Origin of the sequence: Mesorhizobium sp. LNHC252B00, from assembly GCF_000502955.1 — a bacterium.
Lineage (GTDB): Bacteria > Pseudomonadota > Alphaproteobacteria > Rhizobiales > Rhizobiaceae > Mesorhizobium.
Map to the genome: position 1 here is coordinate 46,425 of NZ_AYWO01000006.1, position 13,827 is coordinate 60,251.

Sequence of the window (13,827 nt, forward strand, 5' to 3'; positions counted from 1 at the left end):
TTTTCGCCTTGATCGCGAATCCCCGTCCGCGGCGGCTACCGCATGACAAAAGGATCGGGAATTGGGTCGTCGGAGGTGCGTATCCACACCGATTTCGAACGCGTGTAGTCGCGGATCGCGTCCATGCCGCCTTCGCGGCCAAGGCCTGACTGGCCATAGCCGCCGAACGGAACCAGCGGCGAGACGGCGCGATAGGTGTTGATCCAGACCACACCGGCGTGGATGCCGCGCGCCATGCGATGGGCTTTCGCGAGATTGGTGGTGAACACGCCGGAAGCGAGGCCGAACCTGGTGTCGTTGGCAAGCGACAGCGCTTCAGCCTCGCTGTCGAAGGCAAGCGCGCTCAGCACCGGACCGAACAGCTCTTCGCGCACGCAGGCAAGGTTCTGGTCTGATGCCTCGATGATCGTCGGCGCGTAGTAGAAGCCGTCCGCCTTGCCCTCGGGGCGCTTGCCGCCGGTGACCAGCCGGCCGCCACTGGTGAGGCTTTCGGCGACGGTCTTCTCGATCCATTCGCGCTGCCGCGATGTGGCAAGCGGCCCCATTTCCGTTTCGGGATCCTGCGGGTCGCCGATCCGGATCGCCTCGGCCTTGTGCTTGAGCCGGGCGAGGAACTCGTCCTTCACTGAACGCTCGACCAGCAGGCGCGAGCCGGCGACGCAGCTCTGGCCGGTGGCGGCGAAGATACCGGCGACGACCGCGTTGGCGGCGCTGTCGAGATCGGCATCGGCAAACACCACGACGGGGCTTTTGCCGCCCAGTTCGAGCGTCGTGGAGGCAAGGTTTTCCGCGGTGTTCCTGACGATCTGGCGGGCGGTTGCCGGACCACCTGTGAAGGCAACGCGGGCGATGAGCGGATGGCTGGTCAGGCGGTGGCCGCAATCATGGCCGAAGCCGGTCAGGATGTTCACGCTGCCGGCGGGAAAGCCCGCCTCGTGCACGAGTTCGGCAAAGGCCAGCAGTGGGGCGGGGCCATCCTCCGAAGCCTTGAGGACGACAGTGCAGCCGGCCGCCAAGGCCGGGCCGAGCTTGACGGCGGACAGGAAGAGTTGCGAATTCCACGGCACGACCGCCGCGACGACGCCGATCGGCTCGGGTCGGATGGTCACTTCCATGTCGGCCTTGTCGATCGGGACAAATGAGCCTTCGTGCTTGTCGGCCAGCCCGCCATAATAGCGGTAGTAGTCGCCGACATAGGCGATCTGGGCGCGCGTCTCGCGGATGATCTTGCCGGTGTCGCGCGTCTCGAGTTCCGCCAGCCGGTCGGCATTGGCGACAACCAGATCGCCGAGCCGCACCAGAAGCTTGCCGCGCGCCGTTGCGGTCATCGCTGCCCATGGGCCGGAGTGCAGTGCCCGATGTGCGGCCGCGACGGCGCGGTCGACATCGGCGGCTGAAGCCGCGGGCATTTTTGCCCATGTTGTGCCGGTCGACGGGTCGATGCTGTCGAAGGTCGAGGCGGCCTCCACGAACTGGCCGTCTATGTAGTTCCTGAATTCGCCGGTGCTCGTCACGCGCGCGGTCCCTGGAAGGCCGGCATCACTTTGTCGATGAACAGCTGCAGCGATTTCTTCTTGCGCTCATGCGAAAGGCCGCTGTCGATCCAGATCGAATACTGGTCGTAACCGAGCGCCTCATAGGCCTTCAGCCTGGCGATCACTTCGTCTGCCTCGCCGATCACAAGATGCTGCCGGATCTTGTCCGGTGCACATTGCGGCATGGCCGCAATCTCGCCCTCCGTCAGTTCTTCCAGCACGCCCTGGCGCACCGGCTTCTTGTTCTGGAACCAAGCGCCGAACTGGCAATAGAATTGCGACAGGTCCTGCGTCAGACGCTCGGCGTCGGCTGCGTCCTCGGCGACGAATGTGTGCATCAAGAGCATGATCTCGGGTCGCGCTATTTCGGGATGAGCAGCACAGGCCGTGTTGAAGCGCTCCATCAGGCTCACCACTTCGCCATCGCCGGAGGCGAGCGGCGTCACCTGGACATTGCATTTATTGGCCACCGCAAAGTCGTGCGAATTGGGGTCACGCGCCGCCACCCAGATCGGCGGATAAGGTTTTTGCAGCGGTTTGGGCGACGAGGTGGTCGACGGGAACGACCAGAATTCGCCGGAGAGTTCGAAATCGCCATCCCACAGGCCACGGATCGCCGGCACCATTTCGCGCATGCGCTGACCCGCGCCCCAGGCTTCGAGCCCGGGGAAAAGCCGCTGGTATTCGTATGCATAGGCGCCGCGTGCAATGCCGATGTCGAGCCGGCCGCCGGTGATGACGTCGGCCATCGCCGCTTCGCCTGCAAGCTTGATCGGGTGCCAAAACGGCGCGACGATGGTTCCGGTGCCGAGCCGGATCGTGCTCGTCTTGGCGCCCAAATAGGCGATGGTGATGAAAGGGTTGGGCGAGATGGTGAATTCCATCCCGTGATGCTCACCGATCCAGGCGGTCTCGAAGCCGGCCTTGTCGGCCAGCACGACAAGTTCCTCCAGTTCGGCAACAAGCTCGGAATGCGGCTTCGCCAGATCCGAGCGCTCCATGTGGACGAACAGCGAAAATTTCATTGGCATCACCTGCGACCAGTAAGAGCTTGGGACGACGCGGCCCTGGCGAGCGGCCGGACTTCGCCTTCGACCTCGTTGCCGACATAGACACCGAAAGCATCTTCCGTGCGTTCACTGATATAGCGGGTCAGCATGGAACGAACCGCCGGATCGGCGATCTTCAGATCGGCGATATCGTCGATCTCGACAAGCCGCGTCTGGCGATCGCTGGGATTGGGTGCGGTAACCGTTCCCCGGTAGTAGACGTGTGAGCGCGACGGATCGGCCGCGTCGTCCCACACCGCAAACAGGAAGCCGAGCTGTGCGTCGACAGCCTTGGCGGCGAGGCATCCCTTGAGGCTGCGAGCGTCCTTCGGCGAGCCCAGCCCGCGACCCGCCGGCAATTCGTGGAAACCGCCCGGTGTTTCGAAGAACAGCACGCGGCCTTCATTCTCGAGAATGGCACCAACTTCGGCCCCATGAGGTGCTGCCGCCAGCGCCTCCTGGCTGAGGCCGGGTGTGACATAGGTGCCGCGGCAATAGCCAAGCGGCTGCGCGCCATTGTGGGTGAAGTCGCGAACGCGGCCGATCAGGATCGAATGGTCACCTGCGTCGACCAGTTGCTCCATGCCGCAATCGAATACGGCGACGGAACCGTCGATCAGCGGATTGCCGGTTTGCCCGGACTGCCAGGCAACAGAAGCGAATTTATCGGCGGCCTTGGAGGCGAAGATGCCGGATTCTGCCTTCTGGCTCTCCGACAGGATGTTGATGGCGAAACCTCTTGAGGTCGAAAAGGCGCTGTGCCCCAACGCCTTCTTGGCGATGCACACAAGCACCAGCGGCGGATCGAGCGAGACCGAGGTGAAGGAGTTGGCGGTGAAGCCGCGTGGCTCGCCCTCCGCACTGACCGTGGTGACGATGGTGACACCGGTCAGGAACGAGCCGAGCGCCCGCCTGAATTCGCCGGCGTCAAATGCAGCAGCCGTCTGCCTTCTCCCCGTAGTAACGGGGAGAAGGACGCTGCTCCTAATGGCAGCGTCTTTCTCCGCATCGAGAAACGCCATCATGTGTTGAGTCACTTTTTCCGGCGAAGCGATTGTCATCATGTGTCTTTCGCCGCTGAGAACGAGACATTGCCCGTGCGGTGCCAGTCGGGCCATCGCCGCCGACATGGCCGGCGTGGAATTCCTGTCTTCCGATCCGGTCATGAACAGTGCCGGCGCTGCGAGCTCGGCCAGGCGGTCGACATGCTCGGTATCGGCGCGGGCAAACAGGCGATAGGTGCGCGCGTAGCCCTGAGCGCTGACGCCTTCAAGCGCCGTGCGTGCCGTTGCGGCTGCACTGGCAAGGGTGGCCGGCAGCGGGTCGCCGAACCAGCGGGCAAGCGTTGCGGCGATGGCCGAAGGATCGCCATGAGAGCCGAGTGCTGCCGCGCGTTCGCGCACCGCCTGCGCCAATGCCTCAGGACGACGGAACACGCCGTTGAGGCAGATGACGGAGTCGACACGCGACGGTGCGCGAAGGGCGATTTCGAGAGCGACCAGCGCCCCCATGGAGTGGCCGACGATCGAAACAGAGGCGAGACCGAGGTGATCGAGCAAGCGGATCGCCTGGTCGGCAAAGTCGGACAGGTTGGAGTTTTCCGGCGGCAGCGGCGAATTTCCATGGCCGAGCATATCGATGGCGATCAGCTCGCGGCGATCCTGCATCAGCTCGATCTGCGCCTGCCAGATCCCGGCATTCATGCCGACGCCGTGGATGAGCAGAACCGGCGCGCCGGAGCCGGCACGGATGAAGCCGGTTCCGTCCGGAGCCGTGTCCCGGACCCATGCAAGGGCGGCGGCGTCAGCCATGCAGATCACCGACCTCTTTCAGATCCTGATAGCGGTCGCCGATGCGGTGGTGCGGACGTCCGCCAATGGAAGCGCCGAGCGCCACCACCAGTTCGTCCGGCGCCGGCGCGTCGCCGATCTGGAAATGCACGGTCAGATAGTGGGAGCGGCGGCCTTCGTCGTTCTTGTCCATCAGCGGGATCATGATTGGCGTGTTCGGCCCGCCACGCAGATTGGTGAAGGCGAGATAGGTCTTGGCGCCAACGGCACGGCGATAGTGGTTGCCGAAATGCAGGGTGTGGATCAGCGCCGAGGCGTGTTCGATCTCGCCTGAGGTGCCGCAGATGGCAGCCTTGCCGTAGCCCTCGATCGCCTCGCCGGAACCGGCGACGGCAAGAATCTCACGGGTAAGCAACTCGCCAAGCACCGGCGCATAGGCCCGTATCGCGGGCGAAAGGTCATCGGTAAACCCCTTGCCTGCCCACGGGTTGTCCAAGACAGCAGCGACGCCTATTAGACGCAGGGGCCTGGGTGCCGCCTTGCCACCCTCGATCAGAGTGGTCTCGACATGGGTCACTATCTTCCGAATAGCAGGGCTCATAGAGGTCCTCTGGAAACTGACCAAGGTTGAACTCACATTCCATAATATGGTATACCATACTATTATCGGCCAAAGCGGCTTGTCAACAGGCATTCGAATCTGGTTTCGTCATTCGTGAAAGGACCAATCCATGGACGATACACTTCGCATCGAGCGCTCGACAAAAACGCTTCGGACCCTGGCGCTGGAACGCATGCGCGAGGCGATCATGGATTTTCGGTTCCAGCCAGGTGAAAGGCTTGTCGAACGGCCGCTTTGCGACCAACTCGGCGTCAGTCGTTCCGTGGTTCGAGAAGTGCTGCGTCAGTTGGAGACCGAGGGCCTTGTCCAGATGATTCCAGGGCACGGGCCGGCGGTAGCGCGACCCGACCTCAACCGTACGGAGGAGATCTATGAGTTGCGTGCCTTGCTTGAGGGGATCGCGGCGCGTGCCTGCGCCCTCACCGCAACCAGCGAACAGATTGAAGGTCTCGAACGCGCGTATGAGGACCTGCTCAAGGCATGGGCCTCAAGCATCCCCGTCGAGGTGATGCGGGCAACATCGCGCTTTTACGAGAATTTGTTTGTTGCCGCAGGCAAGCTGATCGCCTGGGAAATCGTGCAAGGATTGAACGTGCGCATCAATCAATTGCGATCAATGACGATCGCCTCGGCCAACCGGCGCGGTCCCGCGATCGCCGAGATGGAAGATATCATGAACGCGATAAGGGCACGTGAGGCCGACAAGGCGCAAGCCGCCGCCCGGCACCATGTCGAGCAGGCTTGGAACATCGCGCGGCTGTCCTTGCGTCCCAACTGATTTTCTCCTGACGCTGCCTCTGTCGAATCGGCAAGGCTGTCCCCGGGGGGCGACTCCGGGTGCGCACGTCCGCGCCTCACCACCTGCATCCTCTCCTTCCCTGCCCAGCTGTTGCTGTCGAGCGGCTGGTCCCGCCGGAAGCTTCCGGCCCGCAGCAAAGCTCCTCCCCTCAACGTTTCGCAGAGGCCATCCGATGAACCATTCACAAGGCACGACACGCAACCCCCTCATGTCCGCTGGCGTTGCAACTGTGGCGACGTCCATCATGCGAGCGCGCGCATCCCTGGCTACGCTGTTGGCCGCCGGCCTGCTGTTGCCTGCCGCCGCTTCCGCGCAGCAGGCCGACGGCGAGCGGCTGTTCCGGCAGCGCTGCGGGGCGTGCCACAGTATGGAGCCTGGCCAGAACAGGGCCGGTCCGCATCTGTCTGGCGTCATCGGCCGCCTGGCCGGCAGCATCGAGGGAGCACGCTATTCAGCCGCGTTGCGAGAGTCGAACATCGTCTGGGACAGTTCGTCGCTCGACACCTTCCTCACAGCGCCGCGTCAGATGGTGCCTGGCACCCAAATGACTTTCGGCGTTTCCAATGCCGCTCAGCGCGCGGCGATCGCGCTCGCGAACGTCGCGTTCGAAGGCATCCGGGTTCCTGGACCGCTTGTTGGTCTCTCGGATCATCAGAGAATGACGGCATACTGGTTTTTTACTCGATGATATCAATCCAATCTCCCTTGGTCGAGGAGCCGATCCAGGAGGTGGACGGTAACATGTGGGCGGCCAAGGAGCGCACGACGACCTACATCGGCCGCTACAGCGCCAGGCTACATATCGGCGAGGCCTTCATTTCCGAAATCGATCTGCGCAAGTAGGGGAGCCGTCCCATCGCCGCGATTCCCCTCCTTATGCGGCGCAGGTGCCGAGTATCAGGGTCATCGTTTTCACATGCTCATCAATCCGCTCGAGCACCTTCTCCGGAATAACGGCCCGTTCCGGAAGGCTCCACCAATGATCGTTGACGCGCTCGACGACCTTGATCACCGTCCTCAGCACGGCCGGCTCTGGCAGCCTTGCACGGTTGGCGAACGACTCCATCGCGGGGCAGCGAGCGCCTTGAAGGAGCGTTCGCCGCCGAGCGAGAGCGCCATCGAGTCGGCGGGAATATAGGGCACGGTCGACAGGACGTCATAAATTGGCGCAAGCTCTGGCTTGTCGCCAGTGCCCCGGTAGATCAGCGACCAGTTTTTGAGGTGCATGTCGCCGTTGCCGGTGATGACCGTCAGCGCCAGACGGCGCACGAATTCGAGCGCGGCCGTCGGCGAGACGGCCGCGCTCAGGGCTGAGGCAATGTCATGATATGCGGCGCCCTCATATTTGCGCGAGGGATAGACACCGAAAACCTGCGCGAAATCCTCGATATGGACGCGCTCACGACCAACGACGCGATCGAAGCGTTTGACGAGGAGAACCTTGCCGTCCGACAGCGTGTCGAACTCCTCGGGAATTCCCTCGAAATCGGACTTCTCGACAAGCTCGCGCTCGGGCACGTCCATGCCGATCGCCGCCGCCAGCGCTAGGTTGGCAAACTCATTTTCAGAGACGCCGGGGAACGCCGACGATGGAAATTTGGCGATGTACTGGCCTTGCTCGTCGCCCATAGGCAAGGTCAACCCACCTCCCTTGCCGGTGTTCTTGATCACAGAGAGTTTCATCTGTACGCCCGCGAGCGAGAACCGGGCTTTTGGCCTATCCTTTGAGGCATCCTCGGCAACTGCCGTCGTGCCATCGGTCGGCAAGACACGCACGGCGCCCGGAAGATCCGCACCCAGCGCGGCCAGCAGATCAAAATCGTTTCCTGCGCGCACATTGCCTGCGTGGTGTTTCTCCATCGCTTCGCGCAGTTTGTCTTCTGGAAGAAGGTTGGCGAAGAATGCAGGTAAGGCCCCGGCAAGAGGCTTTGGATCCTTCCGCAATCCTCCTGCCGCCGCGCGGAAAGAAAGGCTGAGGACGGGAAAGCCCCCGGTCGCTCGATAGGCGTCGTCGAAATTGAATGCATTGAAATCGCCTGGCGTCCTGACGATCGTTCCGACCTTCAGATCGTTCAGCAGCACGTCAAGGGAGGGGATGGCCTTGGGTGCTTTAAACATTCGGGGGACGATCATCCTCGTCGGGTTGGGAAACAAAGGCGGGGAGATCGTCGTCATGCGGTCGCAGCAAGGACTTGACGGCAGGAACCATGGACTGTGGGATCAGCATCATCTCCAGGCCTAGGGCGCGGGTGATGTTCATCAGGATGGTCGCACGTGCCGCGGCTGCGCCCGTTTCGATGTCGCGATATCGGGGACGCGATATGCCGGCCATATCGGCGACCTGCTCCTGCGTCAGCGACGCGGTAAGCCGCGCCTGCTTCAGCAGGTGACCTATTTCAAGCAGGCCCGCATATTCGCGATGGCATGGTGATACTTAAGAGTTTCATTCAAAGCTAGTTTGATACGCATAAGTATCTTTTGTGCTGTCAATGTCAAGGGGTTGATCTGTTTGTAGATCATTTGTCCTATAAATGAACTGTTTGGGGATCATGACCTCAGGTGAGCGCTGATCCCGCATCGCCTCAGGGCCGGTCTCGCCATCGGCGCGCATGGTGAAGATCCGCTCCGGGGTTGCCTTGACCTTGCGGCCGAACTTGGTGCCGATGGCCTTGGCCTTGGCAATCCCATCCAACAGCCTCTCCGAGCGAATGGCCGTCTCGAACTCAGCGAACACGGCCAGCATCTGGAGCATGGCGGGCCTCGGCATTTTGATGATGCCGATCGCCGCTTTTCGGGCAGAAGACAACGACGGCGCGTCGGTTGAGGTGGTTGGCGTCACCTGCAGGCAGGACGACAACGAAAACCTGTCGTTCGTCGTGATGGTGGATGTGGGCGATGGCGAGATTATCCCATCACTGCGCGACAGTGTTAAAGCAGCATGAACCTTGCACCCCGATCAACGAGCGTCACCAGCACTACGGAGAGCGCCGAACCATTCCGCGGCAGGCGCGTTTCATGGAAGGAATTCTATTCGCTGCGGCCTGGCTTGCGTTCTGCCAATGATAAGGAGCGGAGGGGTACGGCCGGCAGGACCGACTACGTTCGGCCGGCGAAATGACACGTGGGCAACTCGCAACCGCACCTTGGTTTTCCAGATCGGCACCAGATGCCAGTGACACCTACTCAATCTCGAGTAGGGATCCGGTTGTCGTCCTCGCCGATCGAAGTGGACGGCTAGGCCTTCATCGACCGCAGCCAATACAGCGTAACACTCAATCTGCTCGTCGGAAAGCGCGCAGTCTAGGACTTTGTCTCGCACTGCTTGAACTGCCGAAAAGGTAGAAACGATGCGTCCGGCGGCACAAAAGCAGAGATATCCCTCGACAGCGTCAATGACGTCGTCGGGAACAATAAAGTTAAAATGGCGCAAATTAGATGTGGTGGAAGCTACGCGGTTTAGCATTTCGCCTTCAGTAAGCCCCAGCAGACGCTGGCGCCGAAAAAGAAAAATTAGCAAGAACTATTTGGGCGGCGCCGACTTTTATCCACCGCTTTCTAGGGGATAGGGGCGTTCCGATATCCGCCATATCGCGCCCATTTCCCCAAAGACATAACATGACCACTTCCCCACACCGTCGCGCTTAGCGACGGCACTGTGCAGGTGTGTCGCCTCGGTTGGGCGGATCTATGGAAACTCCGACCCGACCTACGGCCGGCGAATGACAATCAGATCGGCTCGCCGAACTCCTCTTCGTTACGGGCGGTCGGGGTGCTCTCATAATCGGGCTGCGGTCGTAGGCGCAAATCAACTCGAGCCTGAGCGCGCCCGACTTCTTCACCGAATTTATACGCAACATAGAGTGCGCCGATTCTGACAAGCCAACGGATCATGAAGGTCTCCTTCGGCGGGAGAAACCCGGCGAAGGGCGGATTGTTTCACCGGATGCCGAATGCAAGTTGCCGCTCCGATGGGGGTGGCGCATGGTGTATTGGCGAGGAAAACGATGGACGAAGCCGAAGCGCTTGAAATTACCTTTACTGAGCTGGATGCAGCTTTGCCGAGGCTTGCTGCCAGCGTGGCACCACCGTCGGCAATCAATCTAGCCTCCGGCCGACACTGTCGATATGTCGAACAGCATCCTCAGCAGGCCCTGGTTCTCAAGTCCGTCCGAACACTGACTGCTCTAACGGCTTGTGCATCCACGTCGGTGATCAGCATATGGCCCGGCGACACCGTGATCGAGATCGCGAGTTCGGCACGCGCAAGAGCGTCTTGAGCGGTCAGGCTGCTGGCCCAGAATACAGGGACCTCCCCTTCCCTGATTTCGACCGCATCGCCCCAGTCGGGAGCCATCAAATCTCGTATCCCGATGGTCACCGGCTCCCCGACATGGATGGGGGAGCCGTGCGCATGCGGGAAACCTGCGGTAAGGGCGCGAACCTTGTCGACGTCGCATTGTCTTATCGGGCGCATGGAGACGACCATTTCGCCACCAAACGATCCGACTTGGAAGGTCTCGATCCTGGTTCTAAACTTTGGAGAAGTTTTTCCGACGTCGATGCGACGGAGTTTCACGCCCTTTTCGGCAAGTGCTGCCTCGACGGTAAGCGAACTGCCTAGCGCAAAAGCGGCAAAGTCATCCCGCCACAAATCGATGATGTCGGTTTTCCGACGGATCATCTCCCCAAACCAATAGATGTTGTACTGGGGCGCATCGGTGCGGATATCGATGTCACCCAAGGCGGGGAGCAATGGACTGCCGGCACGACTCACGGCCACCAAAGGACAGGGTTTCGGATTGCGGACGCAAAACTGATGGAAATCTCCGGCAAAGCTGCGGGGCACAATCACAACGTTGGCCTGCAATTTGCCGCGCGCAAGCCCTCCCGTATGCCCATCATAGGCGCCCGTTCTAACCAGTCTGCGCAGCCTATCTGCATCGACCAGTCGCAAGTCCTCGTAGATCAATGAAGTGGTCTGGCGAGCCATGGATTCCGAGGATGTGCATGTTTCAGAGACACGTCGAGAAGGCGTAAGATCATCGACGGGTCGGCCGCCTGTCAAATTATCAGAATCTTTCCTCGTCGATAAATTGTATTTATTGGTCGACCAACAGAGGCCTCTGTTATTATTAGCCTCTGCTCATAAATCTTTCGCTCTCATTGGCAGCTGCGGCAGCCGATCGCTTCTATCTGTCGGGCTGCTTCGTGCAGAAAGGCCAGGTCCCGGTTCATGTAGAAGAGCAGGAAAGCCGCGTAGAGGACAAGTACGAGGCTGAACACCAGCGTCTTGACGACCAGCGAGAGCGCAAAGACATTCAGGTGCGGCGAGGCGCGCGCCAGGAAAGCCAGCACAATGTCGGACAAGAGCATGCTGACAACGACCGGGAACACAAGGGTCAACGCCATCACCAGGATGCGATTCAGCAGATCGAGAAATATCCAGGCAGCATCCTTGCTGAACACAGGCAGAAGTTGGTCGATCGGCCAAAGGCCGTAGCTGTCGTAGAGGCTCGTCAGGGAGAGCTGCAGGCCACCGGCTGCCAGATAGATCGTCACCATGATGACGGCGAGCAAGGTGCCGGTGGCACTCGTCTCATGGGTCATCATCGGATCGATCAGGGTCCCCATCGTGGAACCGCGCTGCAGGTCCAGGATATCGCCCGCAGCCTCCGCCGCCCAGAACGGTATGCCCATTGCCAGCCCGAGCGTCACCCCGACAACGACCTCCTTGAGCATGTACAGAACGATCATCGTTGTCGTGATATCGGTGTTCGTCAGTTTGGTCATGATCATCGGAAAGACCGGAACCGCCAACGCCAGGGCCACCCCGTTGCGCAGAAGGCCGGATAGCGGCACGCGTGAAAAGAGCGGCATCAGGAGCATGAAACCGGTCAGGCGTGCGAGCGCGAAAGCCCCTGCCAGAAGATAGAACTGAAGCTCTTTGACCGACGCGAAGAGTGGTTCGACCGGCATCCGCGTGCCTCAGCGCGTGACGACGGGGAATTCGTCCAGCGCCGTCGAGGCCTGCTCCGCGATCTGCTGGCCAAGCAGCGGACCGAAGACGATGATGACCAACAGGATCACGACGAGCTTGATCGTCTGCGGCAGCGATTGGTCCTGAATCTGCGTCAGCGCCTGGGCAAGGCCGACAAGGATGCCGACAGCCAACGCCGCGATGATCGCCGGACTGGACGCGAGCAGCACCGTCAGAAGCGCGCTTTGGACCTTCGCCAGGATGAAGTCATTGCTCATGGGAACCCCAGCGGTGTCAGACGTAACTCAGGATGAGGCCATGCATCAGCCGCGACCAGCCATCAATGGCGACGAAAAGGAACAGTTTCAGCGGGATCGAAATGAGAACCGGCGAGACCATGATCATGCCGAGCGTCATCAGGACGTTCGCAACAACGATATCGATGATGAGGAAAGGAAGATAAAGCAGGAAGCCGATCTCGAAGGCGCGGGTAAGCTCGGATGCGACGAAGGCGGGAACAAGGATCGAGAGATCGTCATCCTTGAGATTCTGCCGCGCCTGTTCCGGCCACAGGCGGTTTGTGCCATCGAGAAAGAACTGCCGTTCTTCCGGCTGGGTGAATTTCATCAGATGTCGCTGCAATGGTTCCCTGACCATTTGTGCCGCCCTGGCAAGGTCGTCCGTAGTCTGGAACTGAACTTGTCCTTCCTGAAGCCGGCCCGACATCTCGCTCAGCAACGGCGTGGTGACATAGACCGTAAGCACAAGCGCTATTCCGTAGAGCACCAGATTGGGCGGCATCTGCTGGACGCCAAGCGCGTTGCGGACAAGAAACAGCACCACCGAAATTTTCAGGAAGCCCGTCATCGTGACGACGGCCAGCGGCAGCAACCCGACGAAGCCTACAGCGATCAGAATCCCAAGGAGGTTGGGCGAATTCTCAAGCATTGTCGAACATACGGACGATCCGCACGCCCAGGTTTTCCCCAATCCGCACGATCTCGCCACGACCGACACGCTTGCCGTTGGCGATGATGTCGACAGTCTCCTGCGTTACATCGGTGAGCGCAATGATAGCGCCGGGCGCAAGCTGCCTTACGTCCCCAAGAGGCATTGCCGTGCGGCCGATCTCGAAGGCAAGCGCGACCGGCAACTCGTCCAGAGTCGAATCTTCCAATGTCTGGCCGGCTGGCGGCGGCGTGTTCTGGTTCATGGTCCACTCCCAATTCGATCCAGCGATTGCAGACGGCGCGGCAAGCAATTGCGGCCCACCGGCAGTCAAGGTCACCGGCGCATAAAGACGCTCGGCAATGATGAGTGCCGCCATGCGTTCTTCCTCCGCATCCCTGAAAAGCACCACATCGCCAGGCTGCAGGCTTTGAAGCTCGCCAAGGGTGATCGTCAGCGCGCCACGTCGAAGGCACACCGACAGTGGGAATTCGGCCGGAATCGGCGGCCTCGCTTTGCCGATCTCGTCGAGAAGGCGGCCGATCCGAACCGCCAGGCCGGCGTCCGTCGTGTTCAACACGCAGTCTATCGTTTCGTCGTTGCCGGCCATGACAAAAGCGAGGGGGATTTGCTCCGAAACCGTATCTCTTCGTTCAACCGAGGTGAGCGCGATCCTCTCACCCAGCTTGCTCTCAATCCTTTCGAGGTCCTCTTCGAATGCGGATTCCAGCAGCAGTGCGGCGTGAGTGGGCGCCAGTCGTTTCATGTCGACCAGCTCGTCCGCCTTGGCGAAGGCTCGTTCGACCACAGAAAGCGGCAGGCGCAATTTGGCGACCTTGCCTGCGACGGTGAACGCAATCGTGCACAGCCGCTGGTCCGCAGGGTTCGCCGCCGGCCAGACGGCAGCAATCGTCATTGCCTTCCCCGCGATGGTGATCTGCGCTGGGGCGCGGCGGCGGTAGAAGGCGTTCAATGCCCCGACTTCCGCGGCCGCGACGGATTCCAGTGTCAGCCGTTCGCCGACGCCCGGCAGTCCGGCTGAGCGTTTCACCGGTTTTCCGCGCGCTTTCGTTTTTGCCGACGCCAGGGCCTGAGGCATTACACTTC

General features: G+C 61.0%; 14 protein-coding genes and 3 pseudogenes. 4 read left to right on the forward strand and 13 right to left on the reverse strand.

From position 1 onward, the window contains the following. Nucleotides 1-35: 35 nt before the first annotated feature. From X744_RS159295 to X744_RS159280, 4 genes are read right to left on the reverse strand one after another with little or no spacing between them, the layout of a single operon-like run. The gene (locus X744_RS159295) at nucleotides 36-1,514 is read right to left on the reverse strand and encodes an aldehyde dehydrogenase (protein WP_023758715.1); all 1,479 of its coding nucleotides are present in this window, start codon (nucleotides 1,512-1,514) and stop codon (nucleotides 36-38) included. Further along, complete coding sequence (locus X744_RS159290; RefSeq protein WP_023758716.1) at nucleotides 1,511-2,560, reverse strand: LLM class flavin-dependent oxidoreductase; 1,050 nt, start codon at nucleotides 2,558-2,560, stop codon at nucleotides 1,511-1,513. The genes X744_RS159295 and X744_RS159290 overlap by 4 nt, the downstream gene beginning before the upstream one ends. Before the next feature lie 5 nt (nucleotides 2,561-2,565). After that, nucleotides 2,566-4,395 (reverse strand): alpha/beta fold hydrolase, encoded by a 1,830-nt coding sequence (locus X744_RS159285; RefSeq protein WP_023758717.1) that lies wholly within the window; start codon nucleotides 4,393-4,395, stop codon nucleotides 2,566-2,568. Then, nucleotides 4,388-4,975: an amino acid synthesis family protein gene (locus tag X744_RS159280; protein ID WP_031260025.1), complete on the reverse strand. Its 588-nt coding sequence runs from the start codon at nucleotides 4,973-4,975 to the stop codon at nucleotides 4,388-4,390. The genes X744_RS159285 and X744_RS159280 overlap by 8 nt, the downstream gene beginning before the upstream one ends. A 130-nt stretch (nucleotides 4,976-5,105) precedes the next feature. Here X744_RS159280 and X744_RS159275 point away from each other — a divergent pair, with 130 nt between their 5' ends. The 3 genes and pseudogenes from X744_RS159275 to X744_RS1000000173570 all read left to right on the forward strand — a co-directional run bounded on the left by X744_RS159275 (nucleotide 5,106) and on the right by X744_RS1000000173570 (nucleotide 6,638). After that, on the forward strand, nucleotides 5,106-5,774 hold the full coding sequence (locus tag X744_RS159275; protein WP_023758719.1) for a GntR family transcriptional regulator: 669 nt from the start codon (nucleotides 5,106-5,108) through the stop codon (nucleotides 5,772-5,774). 265 nt (nucleotides 5,775-6,039) lie between these two features. Continuing rightward, a pseudogene (locus X744_RS0136570) lies at nucleotides 6,040-6,381 on the forward strand (c-type cytochrome); the annotation flags it as partial. Nucleotides 6,382-6,479: 98 nt separating this feature from the next. Then, nucleotides 6,480-6,638 (forward strand): hypothetical protein, encoded by a 159-nt coding sequence (locus tag X744_RS1000000173570; protein WP_156938521.1) that lies wholly within the window; start codon nucleotides 6,480-6,482, stop codon nucleotides 6,636-6,638. A 31-nt stretch (nucleotides 6,639-6,669) separates the two neighbouring features. Here X744_RS1000000173570 and X744_RS20025 read toward each other — a convergent pair. From X744_RS20025 to X744_RS1000000171875, 3 genes and pseudogenes are all read right to left on the reverse strand, one after another. Next, nucleotides 6,670-7,928 (reverse strand): annotated as a pseudogene (locus tag X744_RS20025) (HipA domain-containing protein). After that, a complete protein-coding gene (locus tag X744_RS0136575) occupies nucleotides 7,906-8,199 on the reverse strand; it encodes a helix-turn-helix transcriptional regulator (RefSeq protein WP_031260029.1) in 294 nt (97 codons plus the stop codon). The pseudogene X744_RS20025 and the gene X744_RS0136575 overlap by 23 nt, the downstream one beginning before the upstream one ends. Nucleotides 8,200-8,436: 237 nt before the next feature. Continuing rightward, nucleotides 8,437-8,550 (reverse strand): annotated as a pseudogene (locus tag X744_RS1000000171875) (recombinase family protein); the annotation flags it as partial. Here X744_RS1000000171875 and X744_RS159270 point away from each other — a divergent pair. Next, entirely contained in the window at nucleotides 8,546-8,737 is a 192-nt protein-coding gene (locus tag X744_RS159270; RefSeq protein ID WP_023758726.1) for a hypothetical protein, read from the forward strand. The pseudogene X744_RS1000000171875 and the gene X744_RS159270 sit on opposite strands and share 5 nt — an antisense overlap. Before the next feature lie 784 nt (nucleotides 8,738-9,521). Here the strand turns inward: X744_RS159270 and X744_RS1000000173575 are convergent. The 6 genes from X744_RS1000000173575 to sctQ all read right to left on the reverse strand — a co-directional run bounded on the left by X744_RS1000000173575 (nucleotide 9,522) and on the right by sctQ (nucleotide 13,771). Continuing rightward, nucleotides 9,522-9,686, reverse strand: a complete 165-nt coding sequence (locus tag X744_RS1000000173575) for a hypothetical protein (protein WP_023758727.1) — start codon at nucleotides 9,684-9,686, stop codon at nucleotides 9,522-9,524. Between the two features lie 250 nt (nucleotides 9,687-9,936). Beyond that, nucleotides 9,937-10,785, reverse strand: a complete 849-nt coding sequence (locus tag X744_RS159265) for a DUF1445 domain-containing protein (protein WP_023758728.1) — start codon at nucleotides 10,783-10,785, stop codon at nucleotides 9,937-9,939. 170 nt (nucleotides 10,786-10,955) lie between these two features. Next, nucleotides 10,956-11,771, reverse strand: a complete 816-nt coding sequence (gene sctT / locus X744_RS159260) for a type III secretion system export apparatus subunit SctT (protein ID WP_023758729.1) — start codon at nucleotides 11,769-11,771, stop codon at nucleotides 10,956-10,958. A gap of 9 nt (nucleotides 11,772-11,780) precedes the next feature. Then, nucleotides 11,781-12,050, reverse strand: coding sequence for a flagellar biosynthetic protein FliQ (locus X744_RS159255; RefSeq protein ID WP_023758730.1), 270 nt, complete (start codon nucleotides 12,048-12,050; stop codon nucleotides 11,781-11,783). Between the two features lie 16 nt (nucleotides 12,051-12,066). Beyond that, the gene (gene sctR, locus X744_RS159250; protein ID WP_023758731.1) at nucleotides 12,067-12,720 is read right to left on the reverse strand and encodes a type III secretion system export apparatus subunit SctR; all 654 of its coding nucleotides are present in this window, start codon (nucleotides 12,718-12,720) and stop codon (nucleotides 12,067-12,069) included. Next, a complete protein-coding gene (gene sctQ, locus X744_RS159245; protein ID WP_198032216.1) occupies nucleotides 12,713-13,771 on the reverse strand; it encodes a type III secretion system cytoplasmic ring protein SctQ in 1,059 nt (352 codons plus the stop codon). The genes sctR and sctQ overlap by 8 nt, the downstream gene beginning before the upstream one ends. Nucleotides 13,772-13,827 lie beyond the last annotated feature (56 nt).

Excerpts from the sequence above, each read along its gene's own strand:
- X744_RS159290 (WP_023758716.1), bottom strand. The coding sequence starts at position 2,560 with ATGAAATTTTCGCTGTTCGTCCACATGGAGCGCTCGGATCTGGCGAAG.
- X744_RS159285 (WP_023758717.1), bottom strand. The coding sequence starts at position 4,395 with ATGGCTGACGCCGCCGCCCTTGCATGGGTCCGGGACACGGCTCCGGAC.
- X744_RS159280 (WP_031260025.1), bottom strand. The coding sequence starts at position 4,975 with ATGAGCCCTGCTATTCGGAAGATAGTGACCCATGTCGAGACCACTCTG.
- X744_RS159275 (WP_023758719.1), top strand. The coding sequence starts at position 5,106 with ATGGACGATACACTTCGCATCGAGCGCTCGACAAAAACGCTTCGGACC.
- X744_RS1000000173570 (WP_156938521.1), top strand. The coding sequence starts at position 6,480 with ATGATATCAATCCAATCTCCCTTGGTCGAGGAGCCGATCCAGGAGGTG.
- X744_RS159270 (WP_023758726.1), top strand. The coding sequence starts at position 8,546 with ATGGCGGGCCTCGGCATTTTGATGATGCCGATCGCCGCTTTTCGGGCA.
- X744_RS1000000173575 (WP_023758727.1), bottom strand. The coding sequence starts at position 9,686 with ATGATCCGTTGGCTTGTCAGAATCGGCGCACTCTATGTTGCGTATAAA.
- X744_RS159265 (WP_023758728.1), bottom strand. The coding sequence starts at position 10,785 with ATGGCTCGCCAGACCACTTCATTGATCTACGAGGACTTGCGACTGGTC.
- sctT (WP_023758729.1), bottom strand. The coding sequence starts at position 11,771 with ATGCCGGTCGAACCACTCTTCGCGTCGGTCAAAGAGCTTCAGTTCTAT.
- X744_RS159255 (WP_023758730.1), bottom strand. The coding sequence starts at position 12,050 with ATGAGCAATGACTTCATCCTGGCGAAGGTCCAAAGCGCGCTTCTGACG.
- sctR (WP_023758731.1), bottom strand. The coding sequence starts at position 12,720 with ATGCTTGAGAATTCGCCCAACCTCCTTGGGATTCTGATCGCTGTAGGC.